This window comes from Paenibacillus lentus (assembly GCF_003931855.1).
Lineage (GTDB): Bacteria > Bacillota > Bacilli > Paenibacillales > Paenibacillaceae > Fontibacillus > Fontibacillus lentus.
Window position 1 is genome coordinate 3,161,154 of sequence record NZ_CP034248.1, and the last position, 24,237, is coordinate 3,185,390.

The 24,237-nt window shown below is 48.8% G+C and carries 28 protein-coding genes and 1 pseudogene; all 29 read left to right on the forward strand.

Annotated elements, in window-relative coordinates:
• The first annotated feature begins 17 nt into the window (after window positions 1-17).
• The 29 genes and pseudogenes from EIM92_RS14155 to trpB all read left to right on the forward strand — a co-directional run bounded on the left by EIM92_RS14155 (window position 18) and on the right by trpB (window position 24,237).
• Complete coding sequence (locus tag EIM92_RS14155; RefSeq protein ID WP_125083202.1) at window positions 18-674, forward strand: nucleotidyltransferase family protein; 657 nt, start codon at window positions 18-20, stop codon at window positions 672-674.
• The gene (locus EIM92_RS14160; protein ID WP_125083203.1) at window positions 665-1,012 is read left to right on the forward strand and encodes a 2Fe-2S iron-sulfur cluster-binding protein; all 348 of its coding nucleotides are present in this window, start codon (window positions 665-667) and stop codon (window positions 1,010-1,012) included. The genes EIM92_RS14155 and EIM92_RS14160 overlap by 10 nt, the downstream gene beginning before the upstream one ends.
• A gap of 41 nt (window positions 1,013-1,053) precedes the next feature.
• Entirely contained in the window at window positions 1,054-1,797 is a 744-nt protein-coding gene (locus EIM92_RS14165) for a DUF3939 domain-containing protein (protein ID WP_246020975.1), read from the forward strand.
• Between the two features lie 306 nt (window positions 1,798-2,103).
• Entirely contained in the window at window positions 2,104-3,582 is a 1,479-nt protein-coding gene (spoIVA, locus tag EIM92_RS14170) for a stage IV sporulation protein A (protein ID WP_125085187.1), read from the forward strand.
• A gap of 189 nt (window positions 3,583-3,771) precedes the next feature.
• Window positions 3,772-4,848: a sugar ABC transporter substrate-binding protein gene (locus EIM92_RS14175; protein WP_425464206.1), complete on the forward strand. Its 1,077-nt coding sequence runs from the start codon at window positions 3,772-3,774 to the stop codon at window positions 4,846-4,848.
• Between the two features lie 114 nt (window positions 4,849-4,962).
• Window positions 4,963-6,453, forward strand: coding sequence for a sugar ABC transporter ATP-binding protein (locus EIM92_RS14180; protein WP_125085188.1), 1,491 nt, complete (start codon window positions 4,963-4,965; stop codon window positions 6,451-6,453).
• An 11-nt stretch (window positions 6,454-6,464) separates the two neighbouring features.
• Complete coding sequence (locus tag EIM92_RS14185; RefSeq protein ID WP_425464207.1) at window positions 6,465-7,436, forward strand: ABC transporter permease; 972 nt, start codon at window positions 6,465-6,467, stop codon at window positions 7,434-7,436.
• Window positions 7,437-7,620: 184 nt separating this feature from the next.
• Entirely contained in the window at window positions 7,621-7,893 is a 273-nt protein-coding gene (locus EIM92_RS14190) for an HU family DNA-binding protein (protein WP_110932485.1), read from the forward strand.
• 107 nt (window positions 7,894-8,000) lie between these two features.
• Window positions 8,001-8,258, forward strand: coding sequence for a trp RNA-binding attenuation protein MtrB (gene mtrB, locus EIM92_RS14195; RefSeq protein WP_125083206.1), 258 nt, complete (start codon window positions 8,001-8,003; stop codon window positions 8,256-8,258).
• Window positions 8,259-8,406: 148 nt separating this feature from the next.
• Window positions 8,407-8,655, forward strand: a complete 249-nt coding sequence (locus tag EIM92_RS14200; protein WP_246021422.1) for a reverse transcriptase domain-containing protein — start codon at window positions 8,407-8,409, stop codon at window positions 8,653-8,655.
• Window positions 8,586-8,828, forward strand: coding sequence for a group II intron maturase-specific domain-containing protein (locus tag EIM92_RS24225; protein WP_246021425.1), 243 nt, complete (start codon window positions 8,586-8,588; stop codon window positions 8,826-8,828). Before EIM92_RS14200 ends, EIM92_RS24225 begins: the two co-directional genes overlap by 70 nt.
• A 285-nt stretch (window positions 8,829-9,113) precedes the next feature.
• Window positions 9,114-9,656 carry a hypothetical protein gene (locus EIM92_RS14210; protein ID WP_125083207.1) on the forward strand — a complete coding sequence of 181 codons (543 nt, stop codon included), beginning with the start codon at window positions 9,114-9,116 and terminating at the stop codon, window positions 9,654-9,656.
• 160 nt (window positions 9,657-9,816) lie between these two features.
• Window positions 9,817-10,683 carry a heptaprenyl diphosphate synthase component 1 gene (locus EIM92_RS14215; protein ID WP_125083208.1) on the forward strand — a complete coding sequence of 289 codons (867 nt, stop codon included), beginning with the start codon at window positions 9,817-9,819 and terminating at the stop codon, window positions 10,681-10,683.
• Between the two features lie 14 nt (window positions 10,684-10,697).
• Window positions 10,698-11,423, forward strand: a complete 726-nt coding sequence (locus tag EIM92_RS14220) for a demethylmenaquinone methyltransferase (protein WP_125083209.1) — start codon at window positions 10,698-10,700, stop codon at window positions 11,421-11,423.
• Window positions 11,416-12,288, forward strand: coding sequence for a UbiA-like polyprenyltransferase (locus EIM92_RS14225; RefSeq protein ID WP_125083210.1), 873 nt, complete (start codon window positions 11,416-11,418; stop codon window positions 12,286-12,288). Before EIM92_RS14220 ends, EIM92_RS14225 begins: the two co-directional genes overlap by 8 nt.
• Window positions 12,288-12,920, forward strand: coding sequence for a UbiX family flavin prenyltransferase (locus EIM92_RS14230; protein WP_125085190.1), 633 nt, complete (start codon window positions 12,288-12,290; stop codon window positions 12,918-12,920). The genes EIM92_RS14225 and EIM92_RS14230 overlap by 1 nt, the downstream gene beginning before the upstream one ends.
• Complete coding sequence (locus EIM92_RS14235; protein ID WP_125083211.1) at window positions 12,898-13,767, forward strand: menaquinone biosynthesis protein; 870 nt, start codon at window positions 12,898-12,900, stop codon at window positions 13,765-13,767. The genes EIM92_RS14230 and EIM92_RS14235 overlap by 23 nt, the downstream gene beginning before the upstream one ends.
• The gene (locus EIM92_RS14240) at window positions 13,764-14,738 is read left to right on the forward strand and encodes a polyprenyl synthetase family protein (RefSeq protein WP_125083212.1); all 975 of its coding nucleotides are present in this window, start codon (window positions 13,764-13,766) and stop codon (window positions 14,736-14,738) included. The genes EIM92_RS14235 and EIM92_RS14240 overlap by 4 nt, the downstream gene beginning before the upstream one ends.
• Before the next feature lie 140 nt (window positions 14,739-14,878).
• Window positions 14,879-15,322: a nucleoside-diphosphate kinase gene (gene ndk, locus EIM92_RS14245; RefSeq protein ID WP_125083213.1), complete on the forward strand. Its 444-nt coding sequence runs from the start codon at window positions 14,879-14,881 to the stop codon at window positions 15,320-15,322.
• Complete coding sequence (locus EIM92_RS14250) at window positions 15,313-16,143, forward strand: CheR family methyltransferase (RefSeq protein WP_125083214.1); 831 nt, start codon at window positions 15,313-15,315, stop codon at window positions 16,141-16,143. The genes ndk and EIM92_RS14250 overlap by 10 nt, the downstream gene beginning before the upstream one ends.
• A 60-nt stretch (window positions 16,144-16,203) precedes the next feature.
• On the forward strand, window positions 16,204-16,374 hold the full coding sequence (locus tag EIM92_RS23725) for a hypothetical protein (protein ID WP_164515105.1): 171 nt from the start codon (window positions 16,204-16,206) through the stop codon (window positions 16,372-16,374).
• Window positions 16,375-16,665: 291 nt separating this feature from the next.
• A pseudogene (locus tag EIM92_RS14255) lies at window positions 16,666-17,022 on the forward strand (chorismate synthase); the annotation flags it as partial.
• A gap of 29 nt (window positions 17,023-17,051) precedes the next feature.
• Complete coding sequence (aroB, locus tag EIM92_RS14260) at window positions 17,052-18,155, forward strand: 3-dehydroquinate synthase (RefSeq protein WP_125083215.1); 1,104 nt, start codon at window positions 17,052-17,054, stop codon at window positions 18,153-18,155.
• Window positions 18,148-18,522: a chorismate mutase gene (aroH, locus tag EIM92_RS14265; RefSeq protein WP_125083216.1), complete on the forward strand. Its 375-nt coding sequence runs from the start codon at window positions 18,148-18,150 to the stop codon at window positions 18,520-18,522. Before aroB ends, aroH begins: the two co-directional genes overlap by 8 nt.
• A gap of 406 nt (window positions 18,523-18,928) precedes the next feature.
• Entirely contained in the window at window positions 18,929-20,482 is a 1,554-nt protein-coding gene (gene trpE, locus EIM92_RS14270) for an anthranilate synthase component I (RefSeq protein WP_125085191.1), read from the forward strand.
• Between the two features lie 28 nt (window positions 20,483-20,510).
• The gene (gene trpD, locus EIM92_RS14275; RefSeq protein ID WP_125083217.1) at window positions 20,511-21,551 is read left to right on the forward strand and encodes an anthranilate phosphoribosyltransferase; all 1,041 of its coding nucleotides are present in this window, start codon (window positions 20,511-20,513) and stop codon (window positions 21,549-21,551) included.
• Window positions 21,541-22,344 carry an indole-3-glycerol phosphate synthase TrpC gene (gene trpC / locus EIM92_RS14280; protein ID WP_125083218.1) on the forward strand — a complete coding sequence of 268 codons (804 nt, stop codon included), beginning with the start codon at window positions 21,541-21,543 and terminating at the stop codon, window positions 22,342-22,344. Before trpD ends, trpC begins: the two co-directional genes overlap by 11 nt.
• Window positions 22,345-22,372: 28 nt before the next feature.
• On the forward strand, window positions 22,373-23,041 hold the full coding sequence (locus EIM92_RS14285) for a phosphoribosylanthranilate isomerase (protein ID WP_125083219.1): 669 nt from the start codon (window positions 22,373-22,375) through the stop codon (window positions 23,039-23,041).
• Window positions 23,038-24,237 carry a tryptophan synthase subunit beta gene (trpB, locus tag EIM92_RS14290; protein WP_125083220.1) on the forward strand — a complete coding sequence of 400 codons (1,200 nt, stop codon included), beginning with the start codon at window positions 23,038-23,040 and terminating at the stop codon, window positions 24,235-24,237. Before EIM92_RS14285 ends, trpB begins: the two co-directional genes overlap by 4 nt.

Genomic DNA, 24,237 nt, shown 5'->3' on the forward strand with positions numbered 1-24,237 from the left:
GTAGGAAGAGGTATAAAATGAGTATGGAAATCGCAGAGGAAGGACATCTCCCTATAGTAGCGGCTTTGAAAGAGCTAAGCACCCGGTTAGCTCAAGCTCAGTCTACCTGGCTGCTTGGGGGAAGTTGTGGTTTATGGCTGCAAGGTGTGCCGCTGGAGCGGCCTCCTAGAGACATTGATGTATATTATGATAGAGCTGATGTGAAAAAGCTGCATGCGAGTTTAACTGCGTTGGCGCTGGATGAGCCCATATTGGATGAAAGCGGCTCTTATACTTCCATGCTGAGTCACTATCGGCTGGGTTCGCTAACTATGGAGCTTGTCGGCGGTTTTGAAGTAAAGAAAGGAAACTCCAAGTATCGCACAGAGGTGAACGGCGTATTGTCTGAATATTCCAAATGCATTACGCTAGGGGGTTCAGCGATACAAATAATGCCCCTTGTCCATGAGCTGCTCTTTAATGTGTTGCGGGAGCGTCCAGATCGTTATAATGCTATAGCAGAAGTGATCCGGCAGTCGCCGGAGCCCCACTTAAGTCTGCTGAAAATGCTGCTTGCCCGGAATAAATGGGATGCAGAAACAGTAATAAGCGTGGCGGAACTGTTGGATACTCCAGAAATTGCTGAAGACTGGGAGTCGAAGCGCAAGACATTGGAGGAGCCGAAGTGGAGCTAAGAATCAGATTTTTACCACAGGACAAGTCGGTTAAAGTTCGTTCAGGGACAACCGTTCTTCGAGCGGCACGGGATGCCAGAGTTCATATCACTACTCGTTGTGGGGGTCATGCAGGCTGTCTCATGTGCAAAGTCGAGGTTGAGGCTGAGTACAGTCGAGCCTTAAGCTCTCCTACCTCCGCGGAGCTGCATAAACTGGGTCCGTTGCTGGATCAGGGAATTCGGCTGGCCTGCCAAGCAAAAATTTGTGGTTTGGCTGAGGTTCGCTTGCCGGAAGATCCGCTGAAGGCGGCTATCCGCAAACAGCTCGAACAGCAGCAAGAGGATGATTTATGGTAAGGAAACGCATTGACGTATGATATTGCAAAGGATGAATAGCTTTGAAGAAGACTTTTGTTCGTTATATGTTGCGTACCCTCCTGTTGGTCATGGGTGTATCACTTCTGTCAGGCTGCATGTATCCAGGCGGCAAACGGCAGGAGCAGGGGATATCTTACCGTGAGAGCGTGGAACGAATCCAAAGCGCGGTCGATGCTTTCCAGAAGGATAAAGGGATTTTGCCTATTATTACGGCTGGAGAAGAGGTGCCTAGGTACGAAAAATTCCGAATCGATTTAGATAAGCTGAACAAGCAGGGTTACATCGACGAAATTCCTGCTACGGCTTTCGAGCAGGGAGGAAGCGCTTATTTTCTCGTCATTAATGAGGAAATTGATCCGGTGGTCAAAGTGATGGATCTAGTCACGGTGCAGAAAGTAAACGATGTTCAAAGACTCGTGGATCAATATGGAAGAACTCATTCGGGGCAATGGCCTGTATTAGGAGATTCAGAAGCGTATCCTGGTCTTCATGAGGTCGATTTGCAGAAGATCCGCGGGGAAGAGTATGCGCTGCTTAGTGTATATTCCAGACAGCCGCTACCCTATTTAATTGATGGGGAAGGGCGCGTATATGTTGACTATGCCTGGGATATTATGCAGGTCATCGATACATCCGGCAAAGAGATGAGCGGAGATGAATCCGATCTTAGAGAGCTGCTTACGGAGCAGTCCCACTTTGTGCCGGTGAAATCTCTTCCTTATGTATGGAAGGATGGTTTGCCCATAGCTCAAGTCGACAACTGATTGCCAGTACAAAAAGATGTTTTTAGTTCATGTCCTTCTATGTGTGATCATAGGAGGGCATTTTTCGTATGTCTAGAAATGAAATGACGAACATACAATGGTTATATGGCGGAAACCGTGGTGCGGGAGGTCGCGGCTGAATGGCAAAAAAAAGTAGGCTCGGACGGTATAATCCGTCATAATAGTGCATTTGCTACATATGATGTTACTAGTCCAAATGAATGTACGAGTTATTGTAAATAACGAAGCGGATGCTCTCAAAGCATTTTTCCTTCGGCGAATTTTGAGGAGGGGATATCATTGGTATTGGAGAAAGTGGACATTTACAAGGACATTGCCGAACGCACCGGAGGAGATATCTATCTTGGTGTGGTCGGAGCCGTCCGTACCGGAAAATCGACCTTTATTAAACGCTTCATGGAAACGGTCGTTCTACCGAATATTTCTAGTGAGGCTGATCGGATCCGTGCAGTGGATGAACTTCCGCAAAGCGCAGCCGGCAAGACAATCATGACGACAGAGCCAAAATTCGTGCCGAATAATGCCGTGCAAATCAAAGTAGCAGAAGGATTGGAAGTGAATGTGCGGCTTGTTGATTGTGTTGGCTACGCCGTTGAAGGAGCTAAAGGCTATGAGGATGAGAATGGCCCGCGCATGATCTCTACCCCCTGGTTTGAGGAGCCGATTCCATTCCAGGAGGCAGCGGAAATCGGCACGCGCAAGGTTATTCAAGAGCATTCGACGTTAGGCGTCGTAGTGACCACGGACGGCACGATCGCGGACATTCCGCGCTATTCCTACGTGGAGTCCGAAGAGCGCGTCATTGCCGAATTGAAGGAAGTCGGCAAGCCGTTTGTGCTCGTTATAAACTCTACGCGCCCGACAAGCGAGGAAGCGCAGCAGCTTCGCGGCGAGCTGGCCGTTAAATATGATATTCCGGTTATTGCTTTAAGTGCAGCAACGATGACGGAGGAAGACGTAACAGGTGTTCTGCGTGAGGTGCTTTACGAATTTCCGGTGCACGAGGTCAATGTGAATCTGCCTAGCTGGGTTATGGTGCTGAATGAGAATCATTGGCTTCGCAGCAATTATGAGAATTCGGTCCGCGATACGGTTAAGGATATCCGACGTCTTCGTGACGTCGACCGGGTCGTGAGCAATTTCCTTGAATATGAATTCATCGATCGTGCAGGGCTCAGTGGACTAAACATGGGGCAAGGCGTAGCTGAAATTGATTTATACGCGCCGGATGATCTGTATGACCAAATCCTCATGGAGGTTGTCGGCGTTGAAATCAGAGGGAAGGATCACTTGCTGCAATTAATGCAGGAATTTACGCATGCGAAGAAGGAATATGACCGCTTCGCAGAAGCGCTAGAGATGGTGAAAACGACCGGTTACGGAATCGCTGCGCCGTCCCTCGCCGAGATGGCGTTGGATGAGCCGGAACTTATCCGCCAAGGCTCCAGATTCGGCGTTCGCCTCAAAGCAACAGCTCCATCTATTCATATGATCCGGGTGGATGTAGAGTCTGAATTCGCGCCGATCATCGGCACGGAGAAGCAGAGCGAGGAATTAGTTCGTTATTTGATGCAGGATTTTGAAAATGATCCGATTAAGATTTGGGAATCTGATATTTTTGGCCGTTCCTTGCACTCTATCGTGAGAGAAGGAATTCAAGGCAAAATTGCAATGATGCCGGACAATGCCCGCTATAAACTGCAGGAGACGCTGGGGCGGATTATCAACGAAGGCTCAGGCGGACTGATTGCTATCATTTTATAGAAAAATATTTGTTTATCCCAACCGTGCACTAAGCTGAAATGGCTGTGTACGGTTTTTTATTTTTGCAAATAAGTAAAAACCGATTTACATACTTGGGATTAAGAGATATATTATTCTATATTGAATTTTTTAGATACATATCGAGGGGGAGAAGCAATGAAGAAGATCACATTTTTGCGAAAAAGCCGGATGACAGTGCTAGTTCTTTTATTGGTGCTTGTCGTTAGTGCATGCGGTATTAAGAAGGAGCCAGCGTCAGCTCCGGTTTCGGAGGCGGTGTCAACGTCAGGGCAAAGCGCCGAAGTAGACGTTAGTAATAAGGAGCTTGCAGGTAAGAGGGTAGCCCTAATTATGGAGTTCAATACAGGCACATTCTCGCAGCAGTATGTGCAGGGCGTGACGGAGGAAGTAAAGAAGTTCGGCGGGGAACTGACCACCTTCGTGGCAGAAAATGATAAAGCGAAAATGTCTTCACTACTTGAATCGGCAGTCAATCAAAATTTTGACATTATTTTGACGGATCATGGCGCAGCTGAGTTTTTGGAGCCGGGTATTAAAAAAGCGGTTGAGAAGGGAATCGCGGTTGTCGTGTTCGATGCACAGGTTGAAGTGCCTGGCGTAACGGTGCTGTCTCAGGACGATCAAAGCATGGCGGCATTGTCGCTGGAGCAGTTGAAGAAGGATTCGGGCGGTGAAGGAAATATCGTCAAGGTTTGGGTAGCTGGCTTTGCTCCTATGGAACGCAGGGATGTGGAATATAAGAAGTTCCTAGAGGAGAACCCAGAGATCAAGGAAATCGCGAGTTTTGGAACGGCCTCGAATCCGGCGCTCGATTCCCAGACACAAATGGAGGCGGTCTTGAAGAGATATCCGAAGGGCGAAATCACGGCGGTATGGGCTGCTTGGGACGAATTCGCCAAAGGAGCAGCTAGAGCGATTCAGCTTGCCGGACGTGATGAGATTAAAGTATATGGCATTGATTTGAGTGATGAGGATTTACAGATTATTCAAGATCCAGACAGCCCATGGGTGGCTTCCGCAGCAGTAGACCCGAAGGATATTGGCCGGGTGCAGGTGAGATACGCCTATCAGAAACTGCATGGCGACGAGACGGAGGATAAGGTGGTTCTTCAGGCGGTGCTTGTTACGCGGGATGCGCTGCCTAAAAAACAGGTATCTACAGATGACCTATCCCAATATGTAGAGGGCTGGGGAGGCTCCAAGCAGGGTATTCAAGAATGGATGAAAGAGTATGGCGTAGAGTAGGGAGCTAGGGCTACAACATGCGAAGAGCGCGCCGAATGGCGTGCTTTTTAATTAAAGGGGTGTTGTGAAGTGGTGTCATCGGAAAATAGGACGGAGCAACAATTTATCCTGGAAATGAAGGGAATCACAAAATCGTTTGCCGGTGTCCCGGCACTTCGCGGTGTAGATTTCAGTTTAAGGAGCGGACAGGTTCATGCGCTTCTCGGGGCGAATGGGGCCGGAAAAAGCACATTGATGAAGATCGTATCGGGAGCTTACGAATATGATGAAGGCACGATGCTGTTCAAGGGGCAGGCTGTTAGACATAAATCGCCTGCAGATGCTAAGAAACAGGGGATTCACTGTGTCTATCAGGAGGTAGATGCAAGCCTCGTTCCCCAACTGTCGGTCGCCGAGAACGTCATGCTGGATGCGATCGGAGCCGCGGATAGCAAGGTATGGCTAAGTCCAGGGCGACAGGCCCGAGAAGCCGAGCAAATTCTCGCATCACTCCAAGTGAACATTCCGGTCAAGAAGAAGGTTGCCGATTTAAGTATCGCGGAGAAGCAGATGGTGCTGTTGGCACGCATCGTCCGGCAAGAAGCGAAGGTCATTATTTTTGACGAGCCGACAGCTCCCCTAAGCGGAGCTGAGGCGGATACCTTCTTCCGCATTTTGAGCGAGCTCAAGCATCGGGGGACGGCATGCGTCTTTATTACCCACCGCTTACCCGAAGTGATGGAGCATGCCGATTATGTCACCGTCATGCGGGACGGAAGGAACGTGCATTCCGGTACAGTCGATGAATTAAGCATGGAAGGGCTTGTCACTCAAATGCTGGGTAAAACATTTGCTGAGGAGTTTCCGAAAATCCCGGCAGAAATCGGCGAAGTCATATTGAGCATAAATGGTTTAAAGCAAGGGCGGAAGATCAAAGGCATCGACCTCACGGTGTGCAGAGGACAAATCGTGGCTGTAGTCGGGCTAGTTGGTGCTGGAAAGACGGAAATCACTAGGATACTTGCCGGGGCCGAGCGGCCGGACGGCGGCGAAATTTATATGCAGGGTGAGCTCAAGCGGTTTAAGCAGCCGGCTGACGCGATTCGGGGAGGCATTGTCAGTGTACCTGAAGAACGGCGTAGGCAGGGAATTGTCATTCAGGAGTCCGTGGAGCGTAATATCAGTCTTCCGCTGCTTGATCGAATCAGCCGTTTCAGCTTCATATCTAGAAGGCAGGAGCAGGGGCTTGCCGAGCGTACAATATCCGCGCTGGGCATCAAGACCGCTTCCTCGAAGCTGCCGGTAAAATATTTAAGCGGGGGCAACCAACAAAAGGTCGCAATTGGCAAATGGGTGGAGAAAGAAGCGGATATATTTCTGTTCGACGAACCGACGAAAGGGGTCGATATCGGGGCGAAGAGTGATATTTTCCGCATTATCGGGCAGTTGGCGGCTGCTGGCAAAGGAATAATGTACTTGACAAGCGAATTGGATGAAGGTCTCGGAATTGGAGATATTATCGTGGTCTTGTACGATGGCAGTATAGCCGCCGTGCTGCCGCGCAATGAGGCAACTTTAGAGAAAATTATGTACTTTGCAAGCGGTGGACAGGAGGAAAATTTGTGAAAGATAGATTGATGAATGTAACGTTCCGGTACGGAACGATCACGGTTGTATTGGCGGTCATCGCTTTTTTTTCGATAAAGCTGCCGTATTTTTTTACTTACAGCAACCTGAGCGACATCTTGAACTCGATTGCGATCGTCACCTTCGTAGCGATAGGTGTCACGCTATCATTGGCTGTGGATGGATTTGATCTATCGGTCGGATCGACGGTTTCGCTGACGACTGTTGTCTCGGCATCGCTAATGATTTGGTATCAGATGCCGCTCTATATCGTAATTATTTTTCCGTTATTGATTGGGGCTCTCATCGGTTTGCTTAATGCTTTTCTCATCATCAAAATGCGAATTCCGGATTTGCTTGCAACATTAGCCACGATGTATATCGTTGCGGGTATCCAGAAGACCTATGCCCAAGGCTACACGATTTACAACAATATGCAGTTCCCGGATGGCAGTAAAGCGGCGGGTAAAATGGACAAAACATTTTTGCTGCTAGGTCAAGGCGAGGTGCTGGGCATTCCAATTAGCGTTATTCTTCTATTATTTTTCGTAGCCATCGTACACTTATTTCTAACCCGGACAAAATATGGACGACAAATTTACATTACGGGCGGCAATGAAGAGGCGGCTAGGTTGTCGGGGATTAAGGTGAAAAAAGTTCGGATGTTCGCCTATATGGCATCCGGGGTCTTTGCGGCGATCGGCGGGCTGCTTTTCGCTTCACGGGTCGGCTCCGGGCAAATTGATGCGGGTGCGCCATTATTGATGGAGGCCGTTGCTGCAACTTTTGTTGGTTTCTCCGTCTTCGGCGCGGGAAAGCCGAACATTATCGGCACCTTCATCGGCTCCGTGCTCATCGGGGTGCTCGTCAATGGATTGACGATGATGAACGTGCAATATTTTGCGCATGATATCGTAAAGGGCTCAGTCCTGGTTCTGGCTTTATCCATCACTTTTTACGTACTAAATCGATCTAGGAACTAAAAAGCTTGAAATTATAGATGGGCTGTATTACTATAAGTTTGTTCCGCGCCGTTGTTTGTGGCGGTATATGAACTTTTTTACTGGGCAAAATTCCAGTAATCATGTAAAATAACGTATATTCTGCGGTAAAACGGAAACACAGAATATCAGAGCGACGTAATTTTCTATGGGGAGGTGAATTTTAATGAATAAATCCGATTTGGTAAACCAAGTTGCTGAGAGCACGGAGCTTTCCAAGAAAGATGCAACTAAGGCGGTGGATGCTGTATTTGAGGCGATCTCTACAGCGCTGCAAAACGGTGATAAAGTTCAACTGGTTGGTTTTGGCAACTTTGAAGTTCGTGAACGTTCTGCCCGTAAAGGACGCAACCCGCAAACAGGAGAGGAAATCGAAATCCCTGCGAGCAAAATTCCTGCATTCAAACCAGGTAAAGCGCTCAAAGACGGAATTAAATAAGATTTCTACATATCTTCTCTGATAAAAGAGTCCGTGGGCAATTGTTCACGGCCTTTTCTTTTAGAAGGCTGTAGAGCGTCATTTATCCGATGGGAGGAAGGCACAGGATGGATCAGCACAATCAGAATGCCGGAGGCGGAGACGAGCGCGTAAACAATGGAGATTATTTCGTCGTCAAAGCGAAGGAGCAAGGTGTTCAGGTCATCGGGCTTACCCGTGGCAAGGACACGCGTTTCCATCATACGGAGAAGCTGGACAAGGGTGAGGTGCTCATCGCCCAATTTACCGACCACACGTCGGCGGTAAAAATTAGAGGCAAGGCTGTCGTTATGACTAAGCACGGCAGAATCGATACGGAAGAATGATTTTGATCATGCAGGCATAGCCTGCTTTTTTTAATTGGCGGCGTGCCCAGATAAGCACGCATCTTCTAACTGGTGGAAGTCCAGTCACGGGAAGGGCCAAGCCCCGCGTAGCTAGGTCAATATTCTGTGGGAAAGACATGGGAATGGGATCGGGGAACTTACACGTTATGCGGATGACTTCGTCGTCGTATGCAAGACGAAGAAGGACGCAGGGCGTGCGTACGAAATCATACGTACGATCATGGAGCGATTGGAGCTTACCTTGCATCCAACGAAAACTCGCATTGTCGGACTCTGGACAGAGAAGAAGGCTTCGACTTTCTCGGCATGCACCATCGGAAGGCGAAAGCGGAAACCTCAAAAGGAAAAGTGTACTACACCACCCATCAATGGCTAACCCAGAAAGCAGAAGAATGTATTCGAGAGGTCGTAAAGGAACGTTTGGCACGACCGAATATTAGACATAAGTCATTCCTCGAACATGTGGAATGGCTAAACCCCAAGATTCAGGGATGGCGAAATTATTACTACATGGCCTACAGCCAACAGAGAATGGCAAAGTTGGATTGATACATTTTGCAAAGACTTTCGATATGGTATGCAAAGAAACGGCAACGCTTACGCTGGATGAATTCGTTTCGCGAGGTTAGGTTCTTGGCCACCCATTATGGACTCAAAACGCTCTTGTGATCTGCAAGCACATGAATGAAAGAACGTCGGAAAGCCGTATGAGGGAAAACCTCACGTACGGTTTGATGAGGAGGGGCAGAATGTTCTGCCCTTTACTCTAGTACAATGGGATATAGAGTATGATGAGCATAATATTACTAGGTCATAAACCAAGGAGAATGCCTCATGAAGCGTACCATTATTGTACAGACGCTGTTCATATTATTCGGTTGTCTTGCCTCACTGACAGCCTTATCTTGGCTTACCGGAAAAGCAGGTGATTTTCAACCAGTCAACGCAGCTCTATCAGAGGAGCATGTCCGACCTGCCGAGCTGAAGAATGACAACCTGGTCGATGAGCTCATTGCCTGGCAGCTGCTTGTCCCCGTCGATAAGGTCGAGTTGAGCGGAAGTATCTTAGCGATTGATTTCAAAGTAACAGAGGGAGCGCACAGCGCGGAGTGGCTTTACCAGGGGCTAGCCCAGTCCGTTGATCGTTCATTTCATAACACGAGCAATATTCAGCGGCTGCTGGTAAGATTTATTGCGGAGGATCGGTGGCTTGGAAATAAGTATCTGCTGCTGGCTGCAGATATCCGCAGGGGAGAGTGGCCGGCTGAAGCGCTGGAAGAGCTGAGAACTTGGGGCGACCGCGAACTGAGCCGTGAATTAAAAAGCTGGTTCAGAGTCACGGAGACGAATCTTTGGAAGACGATGATTCACAAGTGAATCGTGCTGGTTAACAAGCTTATATTTTATTGTGAAATAACTGCCGCATCTTGTGCGCAGTGAAATAACATATGCTATAATAGACAGGATTGTGACATCTCTTTGAAATTCATCTGAAATGATGCAGAGATTGTCAGTATTAGCGGCTCGGAGGCAGAGGATGAAACCTTATCGCATAACTGAAATGGCACATAAGTATGTCGAATACGACATGATTACCAACCACACGGCGCTTCCGGATTATCCGGTTGCCCGTGTTCGTTTGCTTTATATGTTTTTAAACATCCGTGACAATGGCAAAATACGGGCGCATGAGACATCGGCGTTAGCGGCATTTCTCGTTCAGCTTGGGCTCGATACGCATGATACCATCGATGTGGATTCGACTTGTAAAGAGGAACGAAGCATGCGTTCCCGCCAGCTAAAGGTGCTGGCGGGCGACTATTTTAGCAGCTTGTTCTACCAGCTGCTTGCGAAGGCCGGACAGATTGAAATGGTGTCTTCCATGAGTTCGGCAATTTGTGAAGTTAATCGGCTGAAGGTAGGACTGTATAACAGGCTAAAAAAGCTCCTGCCTACCGAGGACTATTTGAAGGAATGCACATATATCAAGATGGGATTGTTCCAGTCGTTCTCCCACTTGCTGGATAAGCCGTTGCAGAATTTATGGAGATTGCTGCTGGCTGAGCTTAGTCGCTGCGAGGTTGTGCTTGGCGAGATGAAGGCGAGCAGCCTGTTGCCGGACGAACGCCAAGGCTATGCCTACTTGCGCATTATGGAAACGGGCACTGCGGAAGACAAGGAAGTTCTATCGCGCCGCAAAGTGGACAAGCGCGAATGGTCTTCGCTTCTCGCGAAATATGATGTGAATGAGCAGCTTGCTCATAAGCTGCATCAATCTGTTGAGCGGGTTCAGGCGCTGGTACAGGAGCTGAAGGGCGATAAAGAGCAGTCCGAGCTGACCGCCATCATTGAACCGTTTCGCGCCGCGCTGGCTATGCAGCGGCGTGCGATTCAGGAAGGGTAAGGTGATTGACAAAGATGAGCAATTCTACCTCTGAACCGAAGGAGCAGTTTGTGCATTCGGTGTTTGAGAGCATCGCTCCCAAATATGACATTATGAATGATATCCTCAGCTTCAGGCGGCATAAAGCCTGGCGTCGGTTTACGATGAACAAGATGAAGATGTCGCCTGGGGATACGGCGATAGATCTTTGCTGTGGCACCTGCGATTGGACGATCAGTATGGCGGAAGCCAGCGGCGGGCAAATTACCGGTCTGGACTTCAGTGAGAATATGCTGCAATTCGGCCGTCGTAAGGTAAAAGAACGCGGGCTGGATGATCGTATTTCGCTGGTGCAGGGAAATGCGATGGAGCTTCCGTTCGAAGATAATACATTTGAATATGCTACGATCGGCTTCGGTCTTCGCAATGTGCCGGATCTGTATCAGGTGCTCCGCGAAATGCAGCGGGTTGTAAAGCCGGGAGGCATGGTTGTCTGCCTAGAATTATCTAAACCAACCTGGCAGCCTTTTAAAGGACTTTATTATTTTTACTTCGAGAAGGTGCTTCCACTGCTGGGTAAACTATTTGCCAAACGCTATGAGCAATATAAATGGCTTCCAGATTCGCTGGCTGCTTTTCCTGGAAGGGATGAGCTGGCGGAAATATTTCGAGAGACTGGACTTCAGAAGGTCGAAGCGTATCCTTTAACGGGTGGAATCGCCGCCTTACACATTGGAACGAAGGAGACGCATTATGCTTAGAAAAGCTGTTGTTTTTTTGCAAATGATTAAGTTCGAACATACTGTATTCGCCCTGCCTTTTGCTTTTATGGGTTCGTTGCTCGGCTCGGTAATGATCCATCAGAAGCTGCCGTCCTGGGAGCAGATCGGCTGGGTGCTGCTCGCGATGTTTGGTGCAAGAAGTGCTGCAATGGGGCTGAACCGCCTCATCGATCGGGTAAGTGATAAGAAGAACCCGCGTACAGCCAATCGGGCGATTCCGGCGGGGCTGTTGAAAATCGGGGAGGTCGTTGTTTTTATCATCATATCGTTCGCCCTGCTGTTTTGGGCCGCGGCGGAGCTCGATCCCTTGGCAATGAAACTGCTGCCGATTGCGGTCGTTATGCTTGTGCTTTATTCGTACACGAAGCGCTTCACCTGGCTTTGCCATGTTGTATTAGGCTTAACGATTGCGCTGGCTCCTTTGGGAGGTTGGGTGGCTGTGACGGGCAAGGTGGATCTCACCGCGATGATTCTGTTTGCAACTGTGACGTTTTGGGTAGCTGGGTTCGATATTGTTTATGCATGCCAAGACGAGGAGTTCGATAAAAAGGAGGGGCTGTATTCCATTCCGGTCCGATTTGGAATTGCAGCTTCTTTGAAAATTGCTCAGGCCTTCCATATCGTAACAGCTGTCGGGTTTATCGCCCTGCTGCTGCTGAGTGATCTGGGCTGGTGGTATATTGCTGGAATGATTATCGCTTATCTTATTTTATTCTATGAGCATTATATCGTATCGCCGGGTGATCTTAGCCGATTGCAGACCTCGTTCTTTCTCATGAATGGTGTGCTCAGCATCGTGGTATTCTCCTTTACCTTGATAGATTTGGTGGTGCGGCATAATTGATGACAAGCAGCGAAGGCAGACGTAGGGGGATTGTAGTGGGGGTTACGGGCGCCAGCGGCTCGATTTACGGTGTGAAACTGATTCAATCCTTGCTGCAACTGGGTTTCACGGTGCATCTGGTCATTACGAATGCGGGCTGGAGGGTTATCAAAGAGGAATTGGGCTGGAACACGTCAGATCGCGAAGCTGTGCTTCGCGAGCACTTTGCAGACTGCCCAGGGCAATACATCTACCATCCGATTGCAGATATTGGCGCTTCGATTGCGAGCGGCTCCTATCTGGTCGAGAGTATGATTGTAATGCCGTGCTCCATGGGAACACTTTCTGGAATTGCTCACGGCGCATCGGATAATCTGCTGACTCGCGCAGCGGACGTGATGCTGAAGGAAGGGCGCCCGCTCGTTCTAGTTCCGCGCGAAACGCCTTTGCATGCGATCCATTTGGAGAACATGCTGAAGCTGGCCAGGCTGGGAGTGCGGATCGTCCCCGCCATGCCGGCCTTTTATTTCGGTCCGCAGGATATCGATGACCTGGTCTCTTTTTTGGTAGGTAAAGTATTAGACAGCTTAAGAATTGAACATAATTTGTTTACCAGATGGGGGGAGCAAAGTGAAGAGCAGGGACAATGCTGATGACGTATTGATTGGACGGATAAAATATAGCAATGTCTGGCCTGTATTTCATTATTTTAATCCGAAAGATCTTCCTGGCAGCTCTAGTTTGGTCACCGAGGTGCCTGCGTTGCTAAATCAGAGAATGCTTAAGGGTTCACTTGACATCGCCCCGGTCTCTTCTTTTGCATTCGGACTCGGTTGGGAACGTTTCTTGCTGTTACCGGGATTATCCGTAAGCTCGGACGGCCCCGTCAATTCTATTCTATTATTTTCCCGGAAGCCGGTGGAGGAAATTCGGAATGGCGTCATTGCCTTAACCAATACCTCTGCGACTTCTGTTAATCTGCTTAAAATTATCATGGAGAAGGCTTATGGGGGGAAACCGACATACTGGGACAGTGAACCGAATTTGGATGCGATGATGGAGACCAGTGATGCGGCACTGTTGATCGGCGACCATGCCATAGAGGCGTCCTGGCGCGACCATGATTATATCGTGACGGATTTAGGGGAAGTCTGGAAAAGATGGACGGGTTACGGTATGACTTTTGCGGTATGGGCGGTTCAAAAGTCATTTGCTGAGCAGAACGCTGTTTTTTTATCGTCTGTGTGCTCAGCTTTTGAAGAGAGCAAGCGCCGGAGTTTGAACGATTTAAGCCCATTAGTGCAGCAAGCTTGTTCGCTTATCGGTGGGACAACGCATTATTGGCGTCATTATTTTAACAATCTATGTTATGATTTTAACGATGAGCAGCAGAATGGATTAGCTTTATACTTCACTTATGCTCATGAGCTGGGATTATTGGAGAACGAGGTAAGAATGAATATATGGAGTGACAATACGTTGATACGGGTGAAAGAATGAAACTAATGGATATTTTCGGTACATTGAAGAAAGATATGGACTTCATCGAACGGCAGTTGTACCGGAGCATCGAAGGCGATGAGGAGTTGCTGAATGAGACTTCGCTCCATCTTTTGAAGGCGGGAGGTAAGCGGTTGCGCCCGATTTTCGTGTTGCTGGGCGGCAAATTCGGCACATATGATTTAAATCGGCTGCAGTATGTGGCTGTTCCCCTTGAACTGATCCACTCGGCTTCGCTCGTTCACGACGATGTAATCGATGATGCGGGGACGAGGCGGGGCAAGCCGACGGTGAAGGCAAAGTGGGACAATAAAATAGCCATGTATACAGGGGACTATATTTATGCCAAAGCATTAATGCTGGCCACTCGTTTGCCCGACCCAGAGGTACATCAAATTTTATCTAAGGCACTGGTGCAAATGTCGATCGGCGAAATGGAGCAGATTCGTGATTTTTTCAATACGGAGCAATCCGTCCGCCATTATTTATTGCGGATTCGGCGCAAGACTGCTCTGTTGATCGCGATCAGCTGTCAGCTTGGCGCCGTGGTCGCAGGAGCTTCTCCTCAAATCAGTTCTCTCCTGTATCGATATGGTTACAATATCGGCATGGCCTTTCAGATTCGCGATGATCTGCTTGATTTGTGCGGCACGGAGAAGAGTATCGGCAAGCCCCCGGGCAGCGATATGCGCCAAGGCAACATTACAATTCCAGTAATTTACACGCTTGAACATCGGGAGTTGAGGAAGCCGCTGCTTGAGGCGATCGATGGGATACGCAAAGGCGATGGCGCTGATCATAGTTCCGAAGCGATTAATATTATTAAATCCGGCCCTGGCATAGCGCAGGCGGAGCAGTTGGCAGAGGTTTTTACCGCAAAAGCAATGGCGGCTTTAGACCAGCTTCCAGAGAGTAAGGCAAGAACTCATTTGAAGGAGATCGCTTTATTTGTAAATAAACGTTCTTACTAAGGCAGATGCAGCCTGCAAGCATATGAATTTTGTGGTACCCACATTACCTTTTTTCTGGTAAAATACGCTATAGTTATAGCTTAAATAGATGTGATAATTAAACGAAGTAGTCAATGTGACAACATTATGGGAGGGTAACCATGGAACGGACATTTTTAATGGTCAAGCCAGATGGAGTTCAGCGCGGTTTGGTTGGAAGAATCATTAGCCGCTTTGAAGACAAAGGACTGAAGCTAATTGCAGGCAAGCTTGTGCAAATCACGGAAGAGCAGGCCAAGCGTCATTATGCCGAGCATGAAGGCAAGCCCTTCTTCGAAAGCTTAGTACGTTTTATTACATCGGGTCCGGTATTCGCAATGGTATGGCAAGGGGATGATGTGATTACCTTGTCCCGGATGGTAATTGGCAAGACTCAGGTTACGGAAGCGCTGCCGGGTACGATTCGCGGAGATTTTGCCGCTCATACGCCATTTAATCTGATCCATGGTTCTGACAGCTTGGAGAGCGCAGAACGGGAAATCGCCAATTTTTTTGAGCCTCATGAAATACTTAACTATTCCAGAAGCATTGATCCATGGATATGAGAGATTTGACTTCTGATCCGGTTCGCTTACATCAGGATGACGCTCCCGATCCGGACTACTTAGGTTTTATCCGTAATATTAAACAGCTTACTGGGATTGATTTAGCGCAGTACAAAGAGGCTCAGATGAAACGGCGCTTAACGACGCTTCGAAATAAGAATGGATATTCTTCTTTTACAACATTTTATTCGGCGATGACGACTGACAAGAAGCTATTCTATGAGTTTTTGGACAAAATGACGATCAACGTATCCGAGTTTTGGCGAAATCCGAATCGCTGGGAGACGCTGAGAGATGTTGTTCTTCCCGAGATCGCTGCCGGCAAATCGAGGCTTCGGGTGTGGAGTGCGGCTTGCTCGACTGGAGAAGAACCGTATACACTGGCGATGATCCTGAACGACCTTGGACTTCTTCAGAATACATATTTGCTGGCCACCGATATTGACGATGGTGCACTTGGTAAGGCGGCAGAAGGATTATATCTGGAGCGTTCGCTTAAGGATGTGCCGCCCGATGTGGCGAAAAGATATTTTTCACCAGAAGGCATGATGTTCCGTTTTGACAGTAAGCTTAAGAAGGCGGTTACATTTAAAAAGCAAAATATGCTGCTTGATGAGTTTGAAGAAGGCTTTGATCTCATCGTATGCCGCAATGTCATGATCTATTTCACGGAAGAAGCGAAGCAGAACTTGTACCACCGATTTGCTAAGGCGCTGCGTCCAGGTGGCATATTATTTGTGGGTAGTACGGAACAAATATTCTCTCCTGGCAATTATGGCTTGGAAGCTTCGGAAACTTTTTTCTATCGCAAGAAAGAATGATGTATATTCGTCGGAGACTTGCCCAATACTTGGAATATCCAATGTCGTGGAGGGTTAGTCATGGATAAGAGAAAAGTGATCGATGCTTATCGAAGGGGGTTCCTGACGCCTCAGGAATGCGCGCAAGTGCTCGGTGTGGAACGCGGCCAGTTAAATGGACTGTTGGACTTGCCGACGGATTCGCATCGGATCATCGCGGCTTCGGCAAGCAACCGCCCGGCTTCGAGCTAGTTCTGTAGTAGATTTTATTCGAGCGCACCGTAGTTACTGTGAGGACAGTAACGGCGGTGCGTTTTTAATAGTCTAAGAATTTGTTGGATGAACTTGCATATTCGGAAAGGCTTCCTTGTCAAAAGGAAAGAACGTATACTATAATTAGCAAAGATATGTTCGGATTTTAGCTCTTTACAGTTTAGCGGTTTAAAGGGGGAATGCATCATAAGTTTGCGCTATTTGACAGCGGGAGAGACGCATGGCCCTCAGCTGATTATTGAAGGTACGCCGAGTAATCTCGTATTGGATTTCGAAGCGGGCAGATTGCCCGGGTCTCAAGTTCATGATGAAATCCTGTACACCTCTGAACGCGGATATCACCGAGCTAGCAATCAAGCTTGGCGGCTTTGAGGGCGGAATGACGGATGGAATGCCTATCATCGTACGCGGGGCGATGAAGCCGATTCCTACACTGTATAAGCCGCCACAAAGTGTAGATGACGATACGTGAAGGAGCCGATTACGGCTCAGGTCGAGCGCTCCGACGCATGTGCAGTCCCAGCCTCAAGCGTGGTTCTGGAGCATGTCGTCGCTTGGGAAGTTGCCAAGGCGTTCCTTGAGAAGTTCGGCGGAGATTCTGCTGAAGAGATTGAACGCAATGTGTAGAATTACAATAAACAGATGGAGAGTTATTAATGAGAACGTTAACGGTAGATTTAGGGGATCGTTCATATCCCATATATATTGGTGAAGGTTTGCTGCACAAATCCGGCGATTATTTTCAGCAGCACCAATTAACGACCAAGAGTCCTGTACTGATTGTGTCTGACGAGAATATTGCCCCCAAATATTTGCATGTCGTTGAGAGCTCGCTGCAAGCTAGCGGATATCGTACCGTCAGCTCCGTCGTTAAAGCCGGAGAGAAATCTAAATCGCTGGATGTATTCGAAGAGGTAATGACCGTGGCTATTGAAGGTGGTCTCGATCGTAAATCGACAGTTGTTGCCTTAGGGGGTGGGGTTGTTGGCGATTTGGCTGGCTTTGTGGCGGCGTCATTCATGCGCGGAGTACATTTTGTGCAGATGCCGACTACGATATTGGCGCATGATAGCAGCGTAGGCGGCAAAGTGGCGGTGAATCATCGCTTAGCTAAAAATATGATCGGCGCATTCCATCAGCCTACGATGGTGCTCTATGACGTAGATACGTTAAGAACTTTGCCGGAACGAGATGTTCGATCCGGTCTATCGGAAATGATCAAGCATGGCTTGATCTGGGATGAGAAATTTGCTGATTGGTGCCGGGATAACGCCGAGCGATTGCTGGCGCTTGATCGTGAAGCTCTCACTTATGGACTAACGGAGGGCTGCTCGATTAAAGCAAAGGTGGTGTCCTCCGACGAAACGGAGCAGGGTCTGCGGGCGATTCTTAACTTGGGGCATACGATTGGCCATGCGCTCGAGGCTATAGGCGGATATGGCGAATTCCTGCATGGCGAAGCGATTTCCATCGGCATGGCTGCTTCTGCTTTGCTTGCCGTGAACCGGGGCAGAGATCGTTCTATTTATGAGGAAACGACGGCCTTGCTGCGTAAATTCGGTTTACCTACAACGATTCCCGGACATTTGAATGATGATGACATCATTTCAGCGATGTTGCATGATAAGAAGTTTAAAGAAAATAAAATCGTCTTTGTATTGCCTGTCCGTATCGGAGAGGTAGAAATTGTATCCGACATGACGTTGGATGAAGTGCGTAAAGTGATTACTCAACTGAAGGGGGAAGATCAGCATGTATAATCGAGGCATTCGGGGCGCTACGACGGTCACCCGCAATGATGAGGCGGAAATTTTGCAGGAAACAGCTGTTCTGCTAAAGGAAATTGTAGCTCGAAATGAAATTGAGCCGGAGGATATTTGCAGTGTTTGGATAACGGTGACGGCTGATTTGGATGCTACTTTTCCTGCACGCGCTATTCGTGTGTTGAAGGGGTGGGAGCTCGTGCCCCTCATGTGTTCGACTGAAATTCCAGTCAAAGGGAGCTTGCCAAAGTGTATTAGGTTTTTGATTCAAGTGAATACGAATAAGAGTCAGCGCGAGATGAAGCATGTGTATTTGAATGAAGCAAAGAGTTTGCGTCCAGATTTGGCGGCGTCAAACTCCTAGAAAATTTTAGTTATATACGGTTGCCAACGAGTTTGGAATCATGTATATTTAAAACAGTATTTAGTGTTTGTTTGATGAGCTGAGTAGAGCAGAGATGAGCAGAGTTTAGATGAGAAGCAGTAATTCCTGAGTATAAATAGAAGGACGATCATGATAGATTCGGATATCCGCTTCATGATGAGTAGAGACGTAGTGTCTTTGGCTTATCATTGTTCTTAGGGGATACTGCATTCTGTTGCTGATTTTGTTTCTTGTATTTAAGGAACCTGCGTAGCTGAAGATAAACTTGCGACTCTAACCAACCTCTACTTCGGTAGAGGTTTTTTTTATTTCGGAGTAAAGTCTCTCGCCTAGAGCCGAATGATTTGAAGTGATCATAAACATTGAGGAGAAGGAAGTGAAGGACATGACAACCGCGCATGTAGAAAAGGTAATCAAACTGGCTAAGGAATATAATTTAATCCCTATTGTACGTCCGCTATTGGCGGATATGGAGACGCCGATCCGCATCTTTCGTCGGGTCGCCCAGCGAGATCATGCATTTTTGTTGGAAAGTGTAGAGGGAGGAATCCAATGGGCCAGATATTCCTTCATCGGAACGGATCCTTTCATGATGGTCAAGGCAAAGAAAGGCAAGGTGCTCATCGAGCGGGCGGGAGAGCAGACAGAGTTAGCTGGCAGACCTCTGGAAGAGTTAAAGGCGATTTTACGAAAATACCGGAGTCCGAAGCTACCGGATATGCCTCCGTTTACGGGCGGAGCGATCGGATTTTTCGGTTACGATTTGCTGCAATATTATGAGAAGTTGCCAGCCCATCAAGTAGATGATATGAATTTGCAAGATATTCAGTTTATGTTCTGTGATCGGGTAATCGTGTTCGATCACGTCAAGCAACAAATTTTGCTCGTATCGAATGTTCATATTCAGGAAGGGGATCGGGACGAGGACATCCGCCAGACCTATGAGCAGGCAGAGGGAGCATTGGATGAGATGGCGGATCTGCTGCTGGATGAAGGGCCGGGCGAACGATTGAACCGCAGACCGGTTCCTGGTGATGTTGAACTGGGCGATATCCAGTCCAATATGACCAAGGAGCAATATTTAGAGATGGTGGAGAAAGGCAAGGAATATATCCGGGCAGGTGATATTTTTCAGGTCGTGCTGTCACAGCGCTTCCATATCGAGACAGAGGTGGATCCGCTCCACGTTTACCGGGTTTTACGCACCATGAACCCTTCTCCATATATGTATTATTTGAAAATGGGCGAGGAAATCATCGTAGGAACTTCCCCGGAGGCGCTTGTGAAGGTTGAAGGCGATCGGGTAGAGACGCGTCCTATCGCTGGAACAAGGCCGCGAGGAGCGACGGTGGAGGAAGACCAGGCGTTGGAGGCCGATTTGCTGCAGGATGAGAAAGAGCGCGCTGAGCATGTAATGCTCGTTGATTTAGGACGTAATGACCTTGGCCGCGTCTCCGAATTTGGCACCGTGAAATGCGAAAACTACATGGAGATCGAGCGGTATTCGCATGTGATGCATATGGTGTCCAAAGTATCCGGAAAATTGCGGAGCGACAAGGATTTCTTCGATGCCTTCATCTCTTGTCTTCCAGCAGGTACAGTTTCCGGGGCTCCCAAGCTGCGAGCAATGGAGATCATTGCCGAACTGGAACGGGAAGCTCGCGGTACGTATGCTGGAGCCATCGGATACCTGGGATTCTCCGGAAATATGGACTCTTGTATTACGATTCGGACGATCGTCTTTAAGAACGGCAAAGCGTTTGTGCAGGCCGGCGGAGGAGTCGTATGGGATTCGCTGCCGGAGAATGAGTATCAGGAGTCGATGAACAAGGCGAAGGCGCTGTTGAAGGCGATTCGAACAGCTGAGGCGATGTTTCCGTCCGATCGGGGCGACGAAGCGGTCATCAACCAAGATTATTTATATGAATATACCCCCTAAAGAATATAAGAATGAGGAGGAAGGGACTATGTGTGGACAGCAAATGATACAAACGGTATTTAACCGATTGATACAAGGGCAGAACTTAGAGCGGGAAGAAGCGCGCAGCGTGATGGAGATGCTGATGAACGGCGAACTAACCCATGCCCAGATCGGCGGGCTTTTAACGGCTCTTCGCATCAAAGGAGAGACGGTTGATGAGATTGCCGGATTTGCCGAGGTTATGCGCAATCATGCCAATCGGCTGCATACGGAGACAAAACAACTGCTGGATACCTGCGGTACTGGAGGCTCTGGCATTCATAAATTCAATATTTCCACGACATCGGCTATCGTCGCTTCTTCGGTATCTGTCCGTGTCGCCAAACACGGCAATCGCTCGGCCTCAGGCCGTGCCGGAAGTGCGGACGTTCTCGAAGCACTCGGTGTGAACATTCATCTAAGTGCAGATCAGGCGAAGCATTGTTTGGATGATATCGGCATTTGCTTCCTTTTCGCCCAGTTGTATCATCCTTCTATGAAATATGCGGCGGCTCCGCGTAAAGAGCTGGGTGTGCGTACGGTGTTCAATATGCTTGGGCCTCTAACAAATCCGGCCGGAGCGGATCGTCAGGTGCTGGGCATTTATGATCGGGATAGGACAGAGACGGTCGCTGAAGTATTAAGAGAGCTAGGGCTTAAGCGTGCCCTCGTTGTAACGAGTGACGAAGGATTGGATGAGATTAGCATTTCATCGGCGACGCGCATTTCGGAATTAAGAAACGGCAACGTGACGACGTATGATGTGCACCCAAGCGAGCTTGGGCTTGGAACTTATCCACTAAGGGAGATGATGGGCGGCGACCCGGCCACGAACGCGGACATTATTCGCCGCGTGCTGCAAGGAGAGAAGGGAGCTTATCGGGATGTCGTGCTCGCGAATGCCGGTGCATGCATTTACGTTTCCGGTCTTGCCGACAGTATACGTGAAGGGGTCGTTGTCGCCGCGGAATCGATTGATTCCGGCAAAGCTTATGATAAACTGGAGCAGCTAATTAAAACTACGGAGGCACTTAGCTATGTATCTTGATAAAATTGTTGAAACGAAGCGTCAGGAAGTTGCTGCATTGGCAGCTCAATTCTCACAGGATGAAGCCGAGAGGCTCATTGCAGGCATGAGTCCGACCCGTGGCTTTCACCGGGCACTGACAGAAGGGCGGAAGCGGAAACTTGGACTAATCGCTGAAGTGAAGAAGGCATCCCCCTCCAAAGGCTTGATACGTCCCGATTTCCATCCGGTGGAACTTGCCCGCAGTTATGAGGCGGCTGGAGCGGACTGCATTTCCGTTCTTACGGATGTAGCTTATTTTCAAGGCAGCGGCGACTATCTGCAGGCGATTCGCGGTGCTGTGCAGCTGCCGTTACTACGGAAGGACTTCATTATTGATAAACGGCAAATTTATGAAGCAAGACTGCTTGGAGCAGATGCGGTGCTACTGATCGCGGCTATTTTAGACGATATACAGCTGCGGGATTATTTGCAAATTGCCGCTTCACTGGGCCTTGACTCCCTGGTGGAGGTACATGACCAAGCTGAATTGGAGCGTGTGCTCAGCATGGGAACAGCTAAACTGATCGGCATTAATAATCGTAATTTGAAGACGTTTGAAACAACGCTGCAGGTGACGGCGGATTTGGCGAAGCAGGTTCCTGACGATGTTACGCTGATTAGCGAGAGCGGCATTCAAACGTCGGAGGATATTCAGTTTTTGGCGGGATGCGGGGCCAAAGGCGTGCTCATTGGTGAGACGTTCATGCGCAAGCCGGATGTGGAGCAGGCGGTATATGATGTTATGGGTTCGTTGAACAAAGGCGGACAATAATCTTATAAGTGAAGGGAGCCCCTAAAAAATGAGCAGCATAGCAGTAAAAATTTGTGGACTTCAATCCGTTGAAGTGCTAAAATCTATGGTACACTTACCTATAGATTATATTGGCTTTGTATTCGCCAAGAGCAAGCGCCAGGTAAGCGGGGCTCAGGCTGCTGAATTAATTCCTCTACTTCAGGAATGGATAGCGGGAACCGCCCCGGCAAGCGTTGGCGTGTTCGTTAATCCGACTCTACCGGAGCTTTCGCGAATACTAGCGGAAGCTCCTCTCGATATAATACAGCTGCATGGCTCGGAGACGCCTGATTTTTGCCGGGAAGTGAAGCAAGCGTTTGGAGTGAAGATTTTTAAAGCCCTATCGGTCAAAGATGATGGATCAATTCACAACGAAAGCCCGTTGGCCGGATATGAAGGTGTCATTGACGGTCTGCTATTGGACACGTACGATCCGCTATATGGCGGGGGCTCCGGCAAGACCTTTGCCTGGGAGCGAGCGGAGCCATATAAAGTATGGGCCAATCAACATGGAGTAGAGTTCCTCGCTGCGGGGGGCCTTCACTCCGGTAATGTGGATGAGCTGATCCGCTGCCTCTCGCCGGATGGGGTAGATGTATCCAGCGGCGTAGAGACCGATGGGGTAAAAGATATTACTAAAGTTAGAACATTCGTGGAGAGGGTGAAAGGGAAATGACGCAAGTACCTGACGAACAAGGGCGATTTGGTCCCTTTGGTGGCCGTTATGTGCCGGAGACATTAATGAACGCGCTCATCGAACTGGAGGAGTCCTACCGCAAATACGAGGATGATCCAGAATTTTTGGAGGATATCCGTTATTTATTGAAGCAGTATTCGGGCAGAGAAACTCCGCTATATTTTGCGAAGCGATTGACGGAGCATTTGGGCGGAGCAAAAATATACTTGAAGCGCGAGGATTTGAACCATACCGGGGCGCACAAAATCAATAACGCGATCGGGCAAGCCCTGCTGGCTAAACGGATGGGCAAGAATAAGGTTATTGCGGAGACTGGCGCCGGGCAGCATGGTGTAGCGACTGCGACGGTAGCCGCCTTGCTAGGACTGGAATGCAAGGTGTTCATGGGAGAGGAAGACACAAAGCGCCAGCAGCTTAACGTATTTCGAATGAAGCTGCTTGGAGCAGAGGTCGTTCCTGTTGTGTCTGGTACACGCACATTGAAGGATGCTTGCAACGAAGCGCTACGCTATTGGGTGAGCAACGTTCAGGACACCTTCTACATTCTTGGTTCGGCGACAGGGCCGCATCCCTATCCGATGATCGTGCGCAACTTCCAACGTGTTATCGGCGACGAGACGCGCCGGCAAATTATGGAGGCGGAAGGGCGGCTGCCGGACATGCTCGTTGCTGCGGTTGGCGGGGGCAGTAATGCAATCGGGATGTTCTATCCCTTTGTGAAGGACACAACTGTTCAATTGGTCGGCGTAGAAGCCGCGGGCAGAGGGGTAGATACCGAGTTCCACGCGGCAACGATGACCCATGGAACAAGAGGGGTATTCCAAGGCTCAATGAGTTATTTGCTGCAAGATGATCACGGGCAAGTGCTGCCGGCGCATTCTATTTCAGCGGGCCTCGATTATCCTGGTGTCGGGCCGGAGCATTCGTATTTAAAGGATATTAAGAGAGCGAAGTATGTGCCGATTACAGATGCAGAAGCATTGGATGCGCTTGGGCTGCTAAGCCGTACCGAAGGCATTATTCCTGCGCTGGAGTCTGCGCATGCCGTGGCACAGGTTACAAAACTTGCCCCATCAATGAATCGGGATGAAATTATTGTCATTTGCCTATCTGGACGCGGGGATAAAGATGTTGAGTCAATTATGGCTTATACGGAAGGAGCGGAGCACTTATGA

Excerpts from the sequence above, each read along its gene's own strand:
- EIM92_RS14285 (WP_125083219.1), top strand. The coding sequence starts at position 22,373 with ATGAGCAGCATAGCAGTAAAAATTTGTGGACTTCAATCCGTTGAAGTG.
- EIM92_RS14175 (WP_425464206.1), top strand. The coding sequence starts at position 3,772 with ATGACAGTGCTAGTTCTTTTATTGGTGCTTGTCGTTAGTGCATGCGGT.
- trpE (WP_125085191.1), top strand. The coding sequence starts at position 18,929 with ATGACAACCGCGCATGTAGAAAAGGTAATCAAACTGGCTAAGGAATAT.
- EIM92_RS23725 (WP_164515105.1), top strand. The coding sequence starts at position 16,204 with ATGGATAAGAGAAAAGTGATCGATGCTTATCGAAGGGGGTTCCTGACG.
- EIM92_RS14225 (WP_125083210.1), top strand. The coding sequence starts at position 11,416 with ATGCTTAGAAAAGCTGTTGTTTTTTTGCAAATGATTAAGTTCGAACAT.
- EIM92_RS14185 (WP_425464207.1), top strand. The coding sequence starts at position 6,465 with ATGAATGTAACGTTCCGGTACGGAACGATCACGGTTGTATTGGCGGTC.
- EIM92_RS14210 (WP_125083207.1), top strand. The coding sequence starts at position 9,114 with ATGAAGCGTACCATTATTGTACAGACGCTGTTCATATTATTCGGTTGT.
- EIM92_RS14240 (WP_125083212.1), top strand. The coding sequence starts at position 13,764 with ATGAAACTAATGGATATTTTCGGTACATTGAAGAAAGATATGGACTTC.
- aroH (WP_125083216.1), top strand. The coding sequence starts at position 18,148 with ATGTATAATCGAGGCATTCGGGGCGCTACGACGGTCACCCGCAATGAT.
- trpB (WP_125083220.1), top strand. The coding sequence starts at position 23,038 with ATGACGCAAGTACCTGACGAACAAGGGCGATTTGGTCCCTTTGGTGGC.
- trpD (WP_125083217.1), top strand. The coding sequence starts at position 20,511 with ATGTGTGGACAGCAAATGATACAAACGGTATTTAACCGATTGATACAA.
- aroB (WP_125083215.1), top strand. The coding sequence starts at position 17,052 with ATGAGAACGTTAACGGTAGATTTAGGGGATCGTTCATATCCCATATAT.
- trpC (WP_125083218.1), top strand. The coding sequence starts at position 21,541 with ATGTATCTTGATAAAATTGTTGAAACGAAGCGTCAGGAAGTTGCTGCA.
- EIM92_RS14215 (WP_125083208.1), top strand. The coding sequence starts at position 9,817 with ATGAAACCTTATCGCATAACTGAAATGGCACATAAGTATGTCGAATAC.
- EIM92_RS14155 (WP_125083202.1), top strand. The coding sequence starts at position 18 with ATGAGTATGGAAATCGCAGAGGAAGGACATCTCCCTATAGTAGCGGCT.
- EIM92_RS14220 (WP_125083209.1), top strand. The coding sequence starts at position 10,698 with ATGAGCAATTCTACCTCTGAACCGAAGGAGCAGTTTGTGCATTCGGTG.
- EIM92_RS14180 (WP_125085188.1), top strand. The coding sequence starts at position 4,963 with ATGAAGGGAATCACAAAATCGTTTGCCGGTGTCCCGGCACTTCGCGGT.
- EIM92_RS14250 (WP_125083214.1), top strand. The coding sequence starts at position 15,313 with ATGGATATGAGAGATTTGACTTCTGATCCGGTTCGCTTACATCAGGAT.
- mtrB (WP_125083206.1), top strand. The coding sequence starts at position 8,001 with ATGGATCAGCACAATCAGAATGCCGGAGGCGGAGACGAGCGCGTAAAC.
- EIM92_RS14230 (WP_125085190.1), top strand. The coding sequence starts at position 12,288 with ATGACAAGCAGCGAAGGCAGACGTAGGGGGATTGTAGTGGGGGTTACG.
- ndk (WP_125083213.1), top strand. The coding sequence starts at position 14,879 with ATGGAACGGACATTTTTAATGGTCAAGCCAGATGGAGTTCAGCGCGGT.
- EIM92_RS14190 (WP_110932485.1), top strand. The coding sequence starts at position 7,621 with ATGAATAAATCCGATTTGGTAAACCAAGTTGCTGAGAGCACGGAGCTT.
- EIM92_RS24225 (WP_246021425.1), top strand. The coding sequence starts at position 8,586 with ATGCACCATCGGAAGGCGAAAGCGGAAACCTCAAAAGGAAAAGTGTAC.